Here is a 13410-nt window from a genome sequence, read left to right as displayed (position 1 = left end):
GATGTGGAACAGGCTTCTCGACCGGATGTTGCGATCCCTCATGAGAGAGGGCACCGCGATCATCCATATGCCGGATGGCAGCGTAAACCGCTATGGCGACGGCACGGGCAGGCCCGTCACAATCCGCCTCCTGGACCCCGCGTTACCGCGCAAGATCCTGTCGTCCTTCGATCTCGCCATCGGTGAGGCCTATATGGACGGTCGCCTCACCATAGATGACGACGACCTATATGGCTTCCTCACCCTGGGGATTCGCAATGCGGCAATAGCGCACAGGCAATATTCCCTGCTGGATCGCTTTCGCCGCCTTCTCCGCCGGGTGGAAACGTTCAATCCGATAGGGCGAGCGCGGGCGAACGTGGCCCATCACTACGACCTTTCGGAGGAGCTTTATTCATTGTTCCTTGATGCCGACCGTCAGTATTCATGTGCCTACTTCCGCTCTGCGGACGATACGCTGGAACAGGCGCAGATCCAGAAGAAGGCCCATATCGCCCGCAAACTGCTGCTTCGACCCGGGATGCGGGTGCTGGATATCGGCTGTGGCTGGGGCGGGATGGCGCTGACCCTGGCGCGGGATTATGGCGCCCGCGTCGTGGGCGTCACGCTCTCGCAGGAGCAGCACAAGGTCGCGACGGAGCGCGCACGCGCGGCGGGGCTGGACGGGCAGGTGGAATTCAGGCTGACCGATTACCGCAACGTGGCCGAGAAATTTGACCGGGTGGTGTCGGTCGGCATGTTCGAGCATGTCGGCCTGCCGCACTATCGCGAGTACTTCCGGCATGTGAACAACTTCCTGACCGATGACGGGGTGGCGCTGATACATACGATCGGTCGCACCGATCCGCCCGGCACCACCAGCCGCTGGGTGACGAAGTACATCTTCCCCGGCGGTTCCATCCCCGCCATGTCGGAAACCATGGCCGCGATAGAAAAGGAGAACCTCTACACCACCGACGTGGAGGTCTGGAGGCTCCACTACGCGGAGACGCTGCAACATTGGCACGAGCGTTTTATGGTCAATATCGACCGGGTAAGGGAAATCTACGATGAGCGATTCTGCCGGATGTGGCGCTTCTACCTTGTCGGGTCGGAGCTGACCTTCCGCTATAACCATCAGTGCGTGTTCCAGTTTCAGGTCGCCCGCCGCCAGGAAGCCGTCCCCATAACGCGGGATTACCTCTATGGCGCGAATGCACCTGCCCTGCCCGTGCCCAATCCGCCGCTGGAACAGCACGGTCCATGAGCTGAAGGGGCCATGATTTCAAAACGGGCGGATCACCGCGCCCGAGTAGAAATACCGCCCCAATCCCAGCGCGAACAACAACAGCCCGGCTGCGGCATGCATGAGCACCGCCGTGCCGAATCCCCCGCCGCGCTTGTAGCCATAGGCAAAGGCGATCCCGCCGAGAAACGTCACCGCAACCGCGACCCAGTTCCAGTAAAGCAGATGCGCCCAGGCAAAGAGCGCCGCATTGAGAAGGATGCCCGGCAGTCCGCGCGGCAGGAACGGCCGGTAGCGGCGGAAGTAGAGGGCGCGAAACAATACCTCCTGCGGCAGCGCCGAAAGCAGCGGGTAAAAAAGCGCGATTGTCAGCATCAAACCCGGCTGAAGGCGCGGAAGCTGCAGAAAACTGCCCGGAGTCAGCCAGAACACGAATGCCGTCAGCACCAGCCCCGACACCAGCAGAAAGGCTAAGACCAGCCGCAGATCCACCCGGCCCAGCAAAAGCTCCCGCCAGCGAAACCCCGGCGTGAGATGCAGGAGTGCGAAGCCGCCGATCATCATGGCGAACAGCATGGGAAAGAGCAGCCGCGGTGTCACGGCCAGCGCAAAGATCAGCGGAACCAGCAGATAGAGGATCAGGAACTCTGCCCGGAGGGTCCAGAGCGGCCTCGCACCGCGGGGATGGAACTGTGGGTCGGACATGGAACGATTCCGGTTTGCTCCCCTCTCCATCACCCGCGAAGCATTTCAGTTCCATGACCGCTTTGGCCCGCTTCGCGCCCGACCCTGTCGCGCAAGGGGTTGCGCCCGGTCCGGCGCGGACTATAACGCCGACAATTTGCGCAGCCGTGGGGTCCCGATCATGCCGAAAAGAACCGACATCCAGTCGATCATGATCATCGGGGCAGGCCCCATCATCATCGGTCAGGCCTGCGAGTTCGACTACTCGGGCGTTCAGGCATGCAAGGCCCTGCGCGAGGAAGGCTACCGGGTCGTCCTGGTGAACTCCAACCCCGCCACGATCATGACCGACCCGGAGATGGCCGACGCCACCTATATCGAGCCGATCACCCCCGAGGTCGTTGCCCGCATCATCGAAAAGGAACGTCCCGACGCGCTTCTGCCCACCATGGGCGGACAGACCGGGCTGAACACGGCGCTGGCGCTGGCCGATATGGGCGTGCTGGAGAAATTCAATGTCGAGCTGATCGGCGCGAACCGCGAAGCCATTGAAATGGCAGAGGATCGCAAGCTGTTCCGTGAGGCGATGGACCGGATCGGGCTGGAGAATCCCAAGGCGACGATCGTTGCCGCCCCCAAGCTTCCGAACGGCAGATACGACATCAACAGCGGTGTGCGGCAGGCGCTGGACGATCTGGAGCATATCGGCCTGCCCGCGATCATCCGGCCCGCCTTCACGCTGGGGGGCACCGGCGGTGGCGTGGCCTATAACCGTGACGATTACGAGGCCATCGTGCGTTCCGGCCTCGAAGCCTCGCCGGTCGCGCAGGTGCTGGTGGATGAGAGCCTGCTCGGCTGGAAGGAGTATGAGATGGAGGTGGTCCGCGACAAGGCGGACAACGCGATCATCGTCTGTTCCATCGAGAACATCGACCCGATGGGCGTTCACACGGGCGATTCGGTCACCGTCGCCCCGGCCCTCACGCTCACCGACAAGGAATACCAGATCATGCGCAACGGCTCGATCGCCGTCCTGCGCGAGATCGGGGTGGAGACGGGCGGTTCCAACGTGCAGTGGGCGATCAACCCGGCCGATGGGCGCATGGTGGTGATCGAAATGAACCCGCGGGTGTCGCGCTCGTCCGCGCTGGCGTCGAAGGCCACGGGCTTCCCCATCGCCAAGATCGCGGCGAAGCTGGCGGTCGGCTATACGCTGGACGAACTCGACAACGACATCACCAAGGTCACGCCCGCCTCGTTCGAGCCGACCATCGACTATGTCGTCACGAAGATCCCCCGCTTCGCCTTCGAGAAATTCCCCGGCTCCAAACCAGAGCTGACCACCGCGATGAAATCGGTGGGTGAGGTCATGGCCATCGGCCGGACGATCCACGAATCGCTGCAGAAGGCGCTCGCTTCGATGGAAACCGGCCTCACCGGTTTCGACGAGATCACGATCCCCGACGCGCCGGAGAAGGCCGCGATCATCAAGGCGATCTCCGCCCGCACCCCCGACCGGCTCCGCCTCATCGCGCAGGCCATGCGTCACGGGCTTTCGGACGGCGAGATCCAGGATGCCACCGCCTTCGACCCGTGGTTCCTCGCCCGCATCCGGGAGATCGTCGAGGCGGAGGGCGAGATCCTCGCCTCCGGCCTGCCTGCGACGGAAGCGGCGATGCGGCGGGCAAAGATGCTCGGCTTCACCGATGCCCGCCTCGCCCGGCTGACCGGCAAGATGGAGAGCGAGATTCGCAAGGCGCGCCGCGCCCTCGGCGTCATGCCGGTGTTCAAGCGCATCGACACCTGCGGCGCCGAGTTCGAGGCCCAGACCCCCTACATGTATTCCACCTACGAGATGCCCGTGATGGGCGAGGTGGAGGACGAGGCCCGCCCCTCCGACCGCAAGAAGGTGGTGATCCTCGGCGGCGGCCCGAACCGGATCGGCCAGGGCATCGAGTTCGACTACTGCTGCTGCCACGCCTGCTTCGCGCTGACCAAGGCGGGCTATGAGACCATCATGGTCAACTGCAACCCGGAGACGGTCTCCACCGACTACGACACCTCCGACCGGCTGTATTTCGAACCGCTGACGCTCGAACACGTGCTGGAGATCCTGCGGGTGGAGCAGGAGAACGGCACCCTGCACGGGGTGATCGTGCAGTTCGGCGGGCAGACACCGCTCAAACTCGCCAACGCGCTCTACGAAGAAGGCATCCCGATCCTCGGCACCACGCCGGACGCGATCGACCTTGCCGAGGATCGGGAGCGGTTCCAGAAGCTCCTCAACGAGCTGGGCCTGCGGCAACCGGTCAACGGCATCGCCTCCAGCCGCGAACAGGCGTTCGAGATCGCGCATCGCGTGGGCTACCCGCTGGTGATCCGCCCCTCCTACGTGCTGGGCGGCCGCGCGATGGAGATCGTGCGCGATGACGCCCATCTCGACCGCTACATCCGCGAGGCCGTGCAGGTTTCGGGCAAGAACCCGGTGCTGCTGGACAGCTACCTTTCCGGCGCGATCGAAGTGGACGTGGATGCGCTCTGCGACGGGACGGATGTCCATGTCTGCGGGATCATGCAGCATATCGAGGAAGCCGGCGTCCATTCGGGCGATTCGGCCTGCTCCCTTCCGCCCTATTCGCTGGACGCGGAGACCGTGGCGGAACTGAAGCAGCAGACGGTGATGATGGCGAAGGGGCTGAACGTCGTTGGGCTGATGAACGTGCAGTTTGCCATCAAGGACGGCGAGATCTACGTGCTGGAGGTAAACCCGCGCGCCTCCCGGACGGTGCCCTTCGTCGCCAAGGCCACCGATTCGGCCATCGCCTCCATCGCCGCGCGGATCATGGCCGGGGAGAAGCTCGCCTCCTTCCCGATGCGTGCCGCCTATCCCGAGGGCGTGGGGCCCGACGATCCGCTGCCGCTCGCCGATCCCATGACGCTGGCCGATCCGATGACGCCGTGGTTCTCCGTGAAGGAAGTGGTGCTGCCCTTTGCCCGCTTCCCGGGCGTGGACACGCTGCTCGGCCCCGAGATGCGCTCCACCGGCGAGGTGATGGGCTGGGATCGCGACTTCCCCCGCGCCTTCCTGAAGGCGCAGCTCGGCGCGGGCACGGTACTGCCGACAGAGGGGCGCGTGTTCATCTCCATCAAGGATGCCGACAAGACGGTGGAGATGGCGGAGGCGGCGCGCGATCTGGCCGCGCTCGGCTTCACGCTGGTCGCGACGGGCGGCACGCGTGCGTTTCTGGAGACGAATGGCGTGGTCTCCGAACTCGCCCGCAAGGTATATGAGGGGCGCCCGAACATCGCCGACGATCTGAAGAACGGCCGTATCGCGCTGGTCTTCAACACGACCGAAGGGGCGCAGTCCATCGCTGACAGCCGGGACATCCGCCGGGTCGCGCTTTACGACAAGATCCCCTATTTCACCACGGCCGCCGGCGCCATCGCCGCTGTGGGCGCGATGAAATCCCGCTTGCAGGGGGAGTTGACGGTCCGTTCGCTCCAGTGATCCCAAAGCCCCGCTTCGGCGGGGTTTTTCCATGCCGTCAGCGGGTGATGCCTCCGCGCAGGGGCCAGAGGCAGGGAGCCTGGTGCGCCCTGTGCTGCGGGATAGGCAATGGCGCGGGGACAGGGCGCTTCCTCCACTCCCCGCTGACAAAAGGCCCGCGCATCGACGGCGAGAGGTTGATGTCCAAAGCCTCGCCCCTCTCCCCGATCAAGGCTCGGGTTCGGAAACCCGACCAGAGCGAACGCTCCTGTCCTCCGCGGTTCTGATGCCGAAGGGCTGCCAGCCTTGCGGCGCGCCGGAAACAGCGGGCCGCAGCGCTACGGGCTACGACAGGCGTCTCTTCCACATGCGCATCCAGGATGGCTGGCAACGCCCGTGCCGCCTGCAAGGGATGGAAGGGTGCCATTGGTGGCTTCAACGCGGGCGCGGAGTCATCTATGGAATGCGGTCGGTTTGAAGCGCGCGCCTCTCCGCCCCGATCACCCGCTTACCGTAGCGGCAAAGCGGCGCGCAGGGATTTCGGGTCACGTCGGACGGTGGCTGGCCTGCCGGACACTTGGCGCCAGCGCCGCGAACAGGGTCGCGACCCCCGCACTGCGGCGGCGCTGAACACCGTCCCATTCGAGGCGCCAGCTCCGTCGTTCAGGCAGCGTGGGCGCCTGCCGACAGCCGGGAGACCTGGTCCAGCACTTCCTCCACCGGCTTTCCCTGCCCGATCAGGCTCACGATGGCGGAGCCGACGACCGCGCCATCGGCCACGGAGGCAATGTCCCGCGCCGCTTCGGGTGTGGTGATGCCGAAGCCGACGATCACCGGCAGGTCCGTCGCGGCCTTGATCCGCGCGACTTCCGGCGCGACGGAGGCGGCCTGCGCGGCCTGCGCTCCCGTGATCCCGGTGACGGAGACGTAATAGACGAAGCCGGAGGTGTTCTGGAGCACCGTGCTCAGCCGTGCTTCATCCGTGGTCGGAGTGGCAAGACGGATGAAGTTGATGCCCGCAGCCTGCGCTGGCAGGCAAAGCTCCGCATCCTCCTCCGGCGGCAGATCCACGACGATCAGCCCGTCGATGCCCGCTTCCTTCGCCTCGACCAGAAAACGCGCGACGCCGCGGGAGTAGATCGGGTTGTAGTAGCCCATCATCACGATCGGTGTGGTATCGTCTCCCTTGCGGAATTCCCGCACCATGTCGAGCGTCCGGTCAAGCGTCTGCCCGCCCTCCAGCGCCCGTTGACCGGCACGCTGGATCGTCGGCCCGTCGGCCATCGGGTCGGTGAAGGGATGGCCCAGTTCGATCACGTCAACGCCTGCGGCGGGCAGGCCCTTCATGACCGCGAGGGAGGTGTCCACATCCGGGTCACCCGCCATGATGTAGGAGACGAAGGCCTTGCGACCCTCTGCTTTCAGGGCGGCGAATTTCGCGTCAATGCGGCTCATCGTGTCCTCCGGCTGATCGGTTCCGATGTGCAGGAAGCAGGGCGCGAAGGCAAGCGTGCTTCGCTGCCTCGCCTGGACGAAGGACCGCAGGGGGGAAAGCCCAGAAGCCGCAGGCCGGGCTAGAAGGGGCGCTGCGGGCCGGAGATCACCCAATGGGTGCCGAACCTGTCCCTCACCATGCCGACGGCGCCCCGCGCCCAGTAAGTCGTGTTCCAGCGGAAAGCCAGCGTTCCCCCTTCGGACAGGCGCTCGAAAAGCGCCTCTCCCTCCGCATCGCTGTCGGCGGCGTAGCTGACGGAGACGGCCGCCTGCGGCCGGCCATCCATGCCCGGCGGGAAATCTGAGGCCATGAGCACCGCGCCGCCTACGTCAAGCACCCCATTCACCACGAGGTCGGACCCGGTCATCTCCGGCGGCAGTTCGGGCGCGTCCTTGTAGCGCAGCAGCGAAACGGTGCCGCCAAAGATGCCGGCATACCAGTTGAGCGCCTCGGCGCAGTTGCCCTGAAAGTAGAGGTAGGGAACGAAACCCATGCCGCCTGCGCCCTTCTGCTGCCCTTCGACGTTCTCCCGCCGCATCTAGCGCCCCGTGCCGGACGGACAATACTTGCAGAGACTGCGCCGCCCCCCTAGAGAGGCGCGGACACAGCACAGCGGAAATTCGGGCCAGGAGGGCAGAGCCATGGGCTTCAGGATGGGTATCGTCGGGCTGCCGAATGTCGGCAAGTCCACCCTGTTCAACGCGCTGACCCGCACCGCTGCGGCGCAGGCGGCGAACTTCCCCTTCTGCACCATCGAGCCGAATGTCGGAGAGGTGGCCGTGCCGGACAAACGGCTGGACCGCCTCGCCGCCATCGCCGGATCCAAGCAGATCATCCCGACGCGGATCACTTTCGTCGATATCGCAGGCCTCGTGCGTGGTGCCTCGAAGGGCGAGGGTCTGGGCAACCAGTTCCTTGCCAACATCCGCGAAGTGGACGCCATTGCCCATGTCCTCCGCTGCTTCGAGGATGGCGACATCACCCATGTGGAGGGTCGCGTCGATCCGGTCGCCGATGCGGAGACGATCGAGACGGAACTGATGATCGCCGACATGGAATCGATCGAACGCCGCCTTGCCAACCTTCAGCGCAAGCTGAAGGGCGGGGACAAGGAGGCGAAGGATCAGGACCGGCTGCTCCGTGTGGCGCTCGACGCGCTGAACGCGGGCCAGCCGGCGCGGACCGTTCTCGTCTCCGAGGAGGATCGCCGGCTCTGGGATCAGCTTCAGCTTCTGACCGCCAAGCCCGTGCTCTACGTCTGCAACGTGGCGGAATCCGAAGCCGCGACGGGTAACGCGCTGACGGAGAAGGTGGCGGAGAAGGCACGGGCCGAAGGCGCCGCGACTGTCGTCATCTCCGCCCGGATCGAGGAGGAGATCAGCCAGCTCGACCCGGAGGAGGCGGAGATGTTCCTCTCCGAACTGGGGCTGGAGGAGCCGGGGTTGGACCGCCTGATCCGCGCGGCCTACGATCTGCTGGGCCTGCGGACCTATTTCACCGTCGGCCCGAAGGAAGCCCGCGCCTGGACGATCACACAGGGGATGCTCGCGCCGCAGGCGGCGGGCGTCATCCATGGCGATTTCGAGAAGGGCTTCATCCGCGCGGAAACCGTCGGCTATGACGATTACGTCGCGGGCAATGGCGAAGCGGGCGCACGCGAGAACGGAAAGTTCCGCGTCGAGGGCAAGACCTACGAGGTGCAGGACGGCGACGTGCTCCACTTCCTCTTCAACGCCTGACACCGCAGGATCGGTGTCCGGCATTGATGCACGGGTGGCAGCGCTCGCCGCGCAAGCGTATGCGCCTCCGCCGCATCAGTACCCGCATGGAAGCCTGCAAGGGCGCTCCCGAGGGGTAAACCGGCACCGCTCGACAACGGGAAACCTGTCTGTTGCGCCGCGGGGGCAGCGCATGACCCGACATCGGTCCGTTGCATCTGGTCGCGGCCCGCTCGCGGGCCAACGCGCTCCGATTGTCCTCCTGCAGCGTATAGCTGGCTGCGGGATGCAAGGAAACAAAGGGGGAGCCCCGCTCTGAGTGACGGCCGTCGCGGCCCTCTGCGCAGGCACGGTCTCAGGCGGGAAATCCGCCAAGGCGCGCCCGTGCGGGCGCAGGCACGAGCCGAATTTGCTTCATTGGTGGTTCAGCGGCCCCCGCGCGCGGCGGCAGGCGTGCTCCAACGCAGAAGAACAACCCGACAAACTCGCGGAGCGGATGCAGAGGCGTCAGACGTGGCCGTCCTGTCCAGCAGGATAGCCCGAGCGGGTCAGGGTCGGCTTGTTTCTCTCCGGTCCCTTCTCTCGTCCCGGTGCGCCCCAAACCGGCGGCGAAGGAGCAGGCTTCGCGCCGGTGCATGGGAGGCTTCAACCTGACTTGAGGAACGACCGGCAGGGGCGCTGCGGAGCGCCCTTTACCCTCTTGCCGGCTGCTTCCGGCGGATCACCGGCACCTTCCGGGAGGGACCGCGCATCGATAAGCGACCTCCGCCACCCTGGTGAAGTGCAACAGGTCTTTCAGCCGTTTGGAGCCATGGCGTCTCGCCCCCGGCGCCGGGCCCGCCTCACAGGCTGCACCTCGCCGCCCCTGCGGGAAGCGCAGCCTCGCCGGTCCTGTCGCGGCAGACGGTGAGCGGCCGATCACGAGCGGGAAGCGGAGGCCCGCCGTTGCCTTGCGGCTTCCCCGCTACCGGCGGCAGCGCCCCCGCTGAACGCGCAGGGAAAAGTTGTCGCGCCCGGGCCTGTCGGCCCTGCGGGTTTCCACGACCACGCCGACGGAGCAGTTCTGACTCTGCACCACATAGCCGTCGCGGGTGCGGGCGATGCTCTCGATCGGCTGCTGACGCAGCCCGTCCGCCACCTGATTGTCGCCGAGGATGGCGTGGATGATCTCTGCGCTTTCGTAAAAGCCCGACATGCGGGCCATGGCAGGCGACCCGAGCAGGCAGGCGGCGGCAAAGGCTAAGAACAGGCGATGCATGGGATACTCCCTTCAAGTGCTCCTGCCTCTCTTCTGGGCCGTTCCTCGCGGCGGCTCAAGGGGCAGAGAGTAAACCGGGCAAGACTTCGCCCTGTTGCGGAAACCGTCGAATGATGGCATGTCGCTGCGCTTCGCGGTCTTTCGACATGAGCATCGGCGCCCTACATCGCCGGGGATGAAAGGACGACACATGAACGCCGTGCCCCCTGCCTACCGCCTGTCGGTGGCCCCGATGATCGACCTGACCGACCGGCACTGCCGCTACCTGCACCGGCAGATGAGCCGCCATACATTGCTCTATACCGAGATGGTCGTTGCGGCGGCCCTGGTGCGGGGCGGGGCGCTGCGGCTTCTGGATCACGATCCTTCCGAACAACCCGTCGCGGTGCAGCTTGGCGGATCCGAGCCGGGGGAGCTGGCCGCGGCCACGCGGATCTGTGTAGATCACGGCTACCGCGAGGTCAATCTGAACGTCGGCTGCCCCTCGGACCGCGTGCAATCGGGCTGCTTCGGCGCTGTGCTGATGCGGGATCCGGCGCTGGTCAGCGACTGCCTGGCCGCGATGCGCGAGGCGGCTGAGGTGACGGGCGCGGGGGTGAGGGGCGCGGGTGTGACGGGCGTGGAGGTGACGGTGAAATGCCGCATCGGTGTCGATGACCAGGTGCCGGAGGAGGTGCTTCCCGCCTTTCTGGAGACCGTGCAGGCTGCGGGCATCCACCGCGTCATCGTCCATGCGCGGAAGGCATGGCTGAAGGGCCTGAGCCCCAAGGAGAACCGGGAGATACCGCCGCTCGACTATCCTTTGGTGCTGTCGATGAAACGGGCCTTCCCCGACCTCACCATTATCATCAACGGCGGGATCGGCAGCCTCGCCACGGCGCGTGAGCTGCTGGAGCAGGGGCTGGACGGGGTGATGATCGGACGCGCGGCCTATCACGATCCCGGCGAAATCCTGCTGCCCGCCGACCGGCTGATATTCGGAAGCGATACCCCGGACCGCAGCCCGGAGGCCGTCGTCGCGGCGATGCGCCCCTATATCGCGCGGCACCTTGCCATCGGCGGCAGGCTCGGCGCCATTACGCGGCACATGCTCGGCCTGTTCGCCGGACGCCCCGGCGCGCGGTCATGGCGGCGGAGCCTGTCGGAAGCCGGCTCCCGCCCCGATGCGGGGCTGGAGGCACTGGACCGTGCACTGGAAGAAATTCTCGCCGCCACGTGAGCCGTCGGGGGGCTTTCAAGCGGATGTCCACCCACTTCTGTGGGACAAGACCGCCGCGTGATCCATCGGAGGCCAGCGGGGCCGGTGGGGGCCTCCGCCCTCAGACGACCACCGCCGCGCCGTGGACGGAGGAGCCGACATTCCGCCGGAAAGCGTCGAACAGCTCCCGCCCCATGCCGGAGTGATGGCCGGAAAGATCCTCGACCACCGGATCGCGCAGCAGAAAATCGGGGTGCAGGTTTTCCAGCGTTCCCCCCACCGCATCGAGCCGCAGCACATCGCCATCCCGAACGCGCGCCAGCGGGCCGCCATCGGCAGCTTCCGGGCTGACATGGATCGCGGCAGGCACCTTGCCCGAGGCACCGGACATCCGCCCATCCGTCACCAGCGCCACGCGCAGACCCTTGTCCTGCAGCACGGCGAGGATCGGCGTCAGGCTGTGAAGCTCCGGCATGCCATTCGCACGCGGCCCCTGAAACCGTACGACGACGATCGTGTCGCCCGTGAACTCACCCGCCTTGAAGGCGGCCTTCACATCCTCCTGATTGGCGAAGACGCGGGCCGGCGCCTCGATGAAGCGACGCTCCTCCGCCACGGCGGAAACCTTGATGACCCCGCGCCCGAGGTTGCCGTGCAGCTGCCGGAGGCCCCCCTGCTGCTGGAACGGATCGGCGGCACCGCGCAGGATCTGCGGGTTCAGCGATTCACCCGACCCCTGCCGCCAGCCGAGACCACCCTCCATCAGCACCGGTTCCTGCGTATAGAGGCCGAGCCCTTCGCCCGCGACCGTCCGGGTGTCGGGATGCAGCAGCCCTGCCGCCAGCAACTCGCCGATCATGTAGCCCAGACCGCCCGCCGCATGGAAATGGTTCACGTCGGCCAACCCGTTCGGATAGACGCGCGCCATCAGCGGTGTGATGGCGGAAAGGCTGTCGAAATCCTCAAGATCGAGGATGATCCCCGCCGCCCGCGCCATGGCGGGCAGGTGCAGCACATGGTTCGTCGATCCCCCTGTCGCCATCAGGCCGACGATGCCGTTCACGAAAGTCCGCTCATCGAGTATTTCCGCGACAGGCGTATAGCCATTGCCGAGTGCGCTGATCGCGGCCGCACGCTCCACCCCCGCCACTGTCAGAGCCTCCCGCAAGGGAGTGTTCGGGTTGACGAAGCTGGAGCCGGGCAGTTGCAGGCCCATGAATTCCATCAGCATCTGGTTGGAGTTCGCCGTGCCATAGAATGTGCAGGTGCCGGGGCCGTGATAGCTTTCCATTTCCGCCCGCATCAGCTCCTCCCGCCCGACCTTTCCGGCGGCGAACAGCTCCCGCACCTTGGCCTTCTCCGAATTGGGCAGGCCGGATGTCATCGGGCCGGAGGGCAGGAATACCGCGGGAATATGGCCGAAGCTCGCCGCTGCGATCACCAGACCGGGAACGATCTTGTCACAGACGCCGAGGTAGAGCGCCGCGTCGAACGTGTCGTGCGACAGCCCTACCGCCGCCGCCAGCGCGATCACATCGCGGGAAAACAGTGACAGTTCCATCCCGGCGCGGCCCTGCGTCACCCCATCGCACATGGCCGGCACGCCACCCGCGACCTGCGCCGTGGCGCCGATGCGCCGCGCTGCGGCACGGATCACGTCCGGGAAGCGCTCATAGGGCTGATGGGAGGACAGCATGTCGTTATAGGCGGTGATGATACCGATGTTGGGCGCCTTGTCGGCGACAAGCTCCGCCTTGTCACCCGGGGTCGCGGCGGCATAGGCATGCGCCTGATTGCCACAGGCCAGATGCCCCCGCGCCGGACCCGCCTCCCGCGCGCGCCCTATGCGGTCGAGATAGGATGACCGGGCCTCCCTGCTCCGCTTGCGGATGCGTTCCGTGACGTCGGCAAGTGTCGCATCGAGTGGCATGGGGCTGCTCCTTCCGTCTCATCGTCGCAGCTCTAACATGGCTGTCATGCGCTAACAATTCCATCCCGGGCCGTGCGTTGCACCGAAATTGTTATGGGCGGCACCCCGCCCCGGGATCATGCGCGGATTGCATATCGGACCCAAGCTTTCCGCGGTAGCTAAGTCAGTCTTGCTGACCTATATAGAGAACATCCGCAATCACCCCCACAGGAGAAGGCCATGAAACTGCTTGAGACCGAGATCCGTGGCGAACCGAAATCCGTCCCCGAGATCGTCCGCGAAGCGTCGGAACTGCGCGCCGAGACCATCGCCCGGCTGATGCCGAAGGTCTTTGCTTGGCTTGCCCATCCGCTGCACCGGCAAGGCTCCGCGCACCACGCGCATTGACGAAACCCGTTTGAGGACGGAAAAG

10 protein-coding genes are annotated in these 13410 nt (G+C 65.9%); 5 read left to right on the top strand and 5 right to left on the bottom strand.

Going from position 1 to position 13410, the window contains the following annotated elements; genetic code table 11:
- Position 1 precedes the first annotated feature (1 nt).
- The gene (locus CN97_RS04430; protein WP_051910953.1) at positions 2-1246 is read left to right on the top strand and encodes an SAM-dependent methyltransferase; all 1245 of its coding nucleotides are present in this window, start codon (positions 2-4) and stop codon (positions 1244-1246) included.
- Between the two features lie 18 nt (positions 1247-1264).
- Here the strand turns inward: CN97_RS04430 and CN97_RS04425 are convergent, their stop codons facing one another.
- Positions 1265-1930 (bottom strand): CPBP family intramembrane glutamic endopeptidase, encoded by a 666-nt coding sequence (locus CN97_RS04425; RefSeq protein ID WP_035707710.1) that lies wholly within the window; start codon positions 1928-1930, stop codon positions 1265-1267.
- Between the two features lie 160 nt (positions 1931-2090).
- On the opposite strand from CN97_RS04425, the gene carB reads away from it, so the two are divergent.
- Complete coding sequence (carB, locus tag CN97_RS04420) at positions 2091-5420, top strand: carbamoyl-phosphate synthase large subunit (protein ID WP_035708344.1); 3330 nt, start codon at positions 2091-2093, stop codon at positions 5418-5420.
- Between the two features lie 642 nt (positions 5421-6062).
- On the opposite strand, the gene trpA is transcribed toward carB, so the two are convergent.
- Positions 6063-6854, bottom strand: coding sequence for a tryptophan synthase subunit alpha (gene trpA, locus CN97_RS04415; protein WP_035707706.1), 792 nt, complete (start codon positions 6852-6854; stop codon positions 6063-6065).
- 119 nt (positions 6855-6973) lie between these two features.
- Entirely contained in the window at positions 6974-7432 is a 459-nt protein-coding gene (locus CN97_RS04410; RefSeq protein WP_051910952.1) for a VOC family protein, read from the bottom strand.
- Positions 7433-7535: 103 nt separating this feature from the next.
- Here CN97_RS04410 and ychF point away from each other — a divergent pair, with 103 nt between their 5' ends.
- Complete coding sequence (ychF, locus tag CN97_RS04405) at positions 7536-8633, top strand: redox-regulated ATPase YchF (RefSeq protein WP_035707703.1); 1098 nt, start codon at positions 7536-7538, stop codon at positions 8631-8633.
- Between the two features lie 943 nt (positions 8634-9576).
- On the opposite strand, the gene CN97_RS04400 is transcribed toward ychF, so the two are convergent.
- Complete coding sequence (locus tag CN97_RS04400) at positions 9577-9870, bottom strand: hypothetical protein (protein WP_035707701.1); 294 nt, start codon at positions 9868-9870, stop codon at positions 9577-9579.
- A 190-nt stretch (positions 9871-10060) separates the two neighbouring features.
- Here CN97_RS04400 and dusA point away from each other — a divergent pair, with 190 nt between their 5' ends.
- A complete protein-coding gene (dusA, locus tag CN97_RS04395; protein ID WP_035707700.1) occupies positions 10061-11089 on the top strand; it encodes a tRNA dihydrouridine(20/20a) synthase DusA in 1029 nt (342 codons plus the stop codon).
- A gap of 100 nt (positions 11090-11189) precedes the next feature.
- On the opposite strand, the gene edd is transcribed toward dusA, so the two are convergent.
- Positions 11190-12998: a phosphogluconate dehydratase gene (edd, locus tag CN97_RS04390; RefSeq protein ID WP_035707698.1), complete on the bottom strand. Its 1809-nt coding sequence runs from the start codon at positions 12996-12998 to the stop codon at positions 11190-11192.
- Between the two features lie 219 nt (positions 12999-13217).
- Here edd and CN97_RS20530 point away from each other — a divergent pair, with 219 nt between their 5' ends.
- Positions 13218-13385: an RSP_7527 family protein gene (locus tag CN97_RS20530; RefSeq protein WP_156969573.1), complete on the top strand. Its 168-nt coding sequence runs from the start codon at positions 13218-13220 to the stop codon at positions 13383-13385.
- Positions 13386-13410 lie beyond the last annotated feature (25 nt).

The organism is Haematobacter massiliensis (assembly GCF_000740795.1).
Classification (GTDB): domain Bacteria; phylum Pseudomonadota; class Alphaproteobacteria; order Rhodobacterales; family Rhodobacteraceae; genus Haematobacter; species Haematobacter massiliensis.
The sequence above is the reverse complement of the archived record's forward strand: the minus strand, read 5'-3'. Positions and strand labels throughout refer to the sequence as shown.

Coding starts and splice junctions, on each gene's coding strand:
- edd (WP_035707698.1), bottom strand. CDS start 12,998: ATGCCACTCGATGCGACACTTGCCGACGTCACGGAACGCATCCGCAAG.
- CN97_RS04430 (WP_051910953.1), top strand. CDS start 2: ATGTGGAACAGGCTTCTCGACCGGATGTTGCGATCCCTCATGAGAGAG.
- trpA (WP_035707706.1), bottom strand. CDS start 6,854: ATGAGCCGCATTGACGCGAAATTCGCCGCCCTGAAAGCAGAGGGTCGC.
- CN97_RS04400 (WP_035707701.1), bottom strand. CDS start 9,870: ATGCATCGCCTGTTCTTAGCCTTTGCCGCCGCCTGCCTGCTCGGGTCG.
- dusA (WP_035707700.1), top strand. CDS start 10,061: ATGAACGCCGTGCCCCCTGCCTACCGCCTGTCGGTGGCCCCGATGATC.
- ychF (WP_035707703.1), top strand. CDS start 7,536: ATGGGCTTCAGGATGGGTATCGTCGGGCTGCCGAATGTCGGCAAGTCC.
- CN97_RS04425 (WP_035707710.1), bottom strand. CDS start 1,930: ATGTCCGACCCACAGTTCCATCCCCGCGGTGCGAGGCCGCTCTGGACC.
- carB (WP_035708344.1), top strand. CDS start 2,091: ATGCCGAAAAGAACCGACATCCAGTCGATCATGATCATCGGGGCAGGC.
- CN97_RS04410 (WP_051910952.1), bottom strand. CDS start 7,432: ATGCGGCGGGAGAACGTCGAAGGGCAGCAGAAGGGCGCAGGCGGCATG.
- CN97_RS20530 (WP_156969573.1), top strand. CDS start 13,218: ATGAAACTGCTTGAGACCGAGATCCGTGGCGAACCGAAATCCGTCCCC.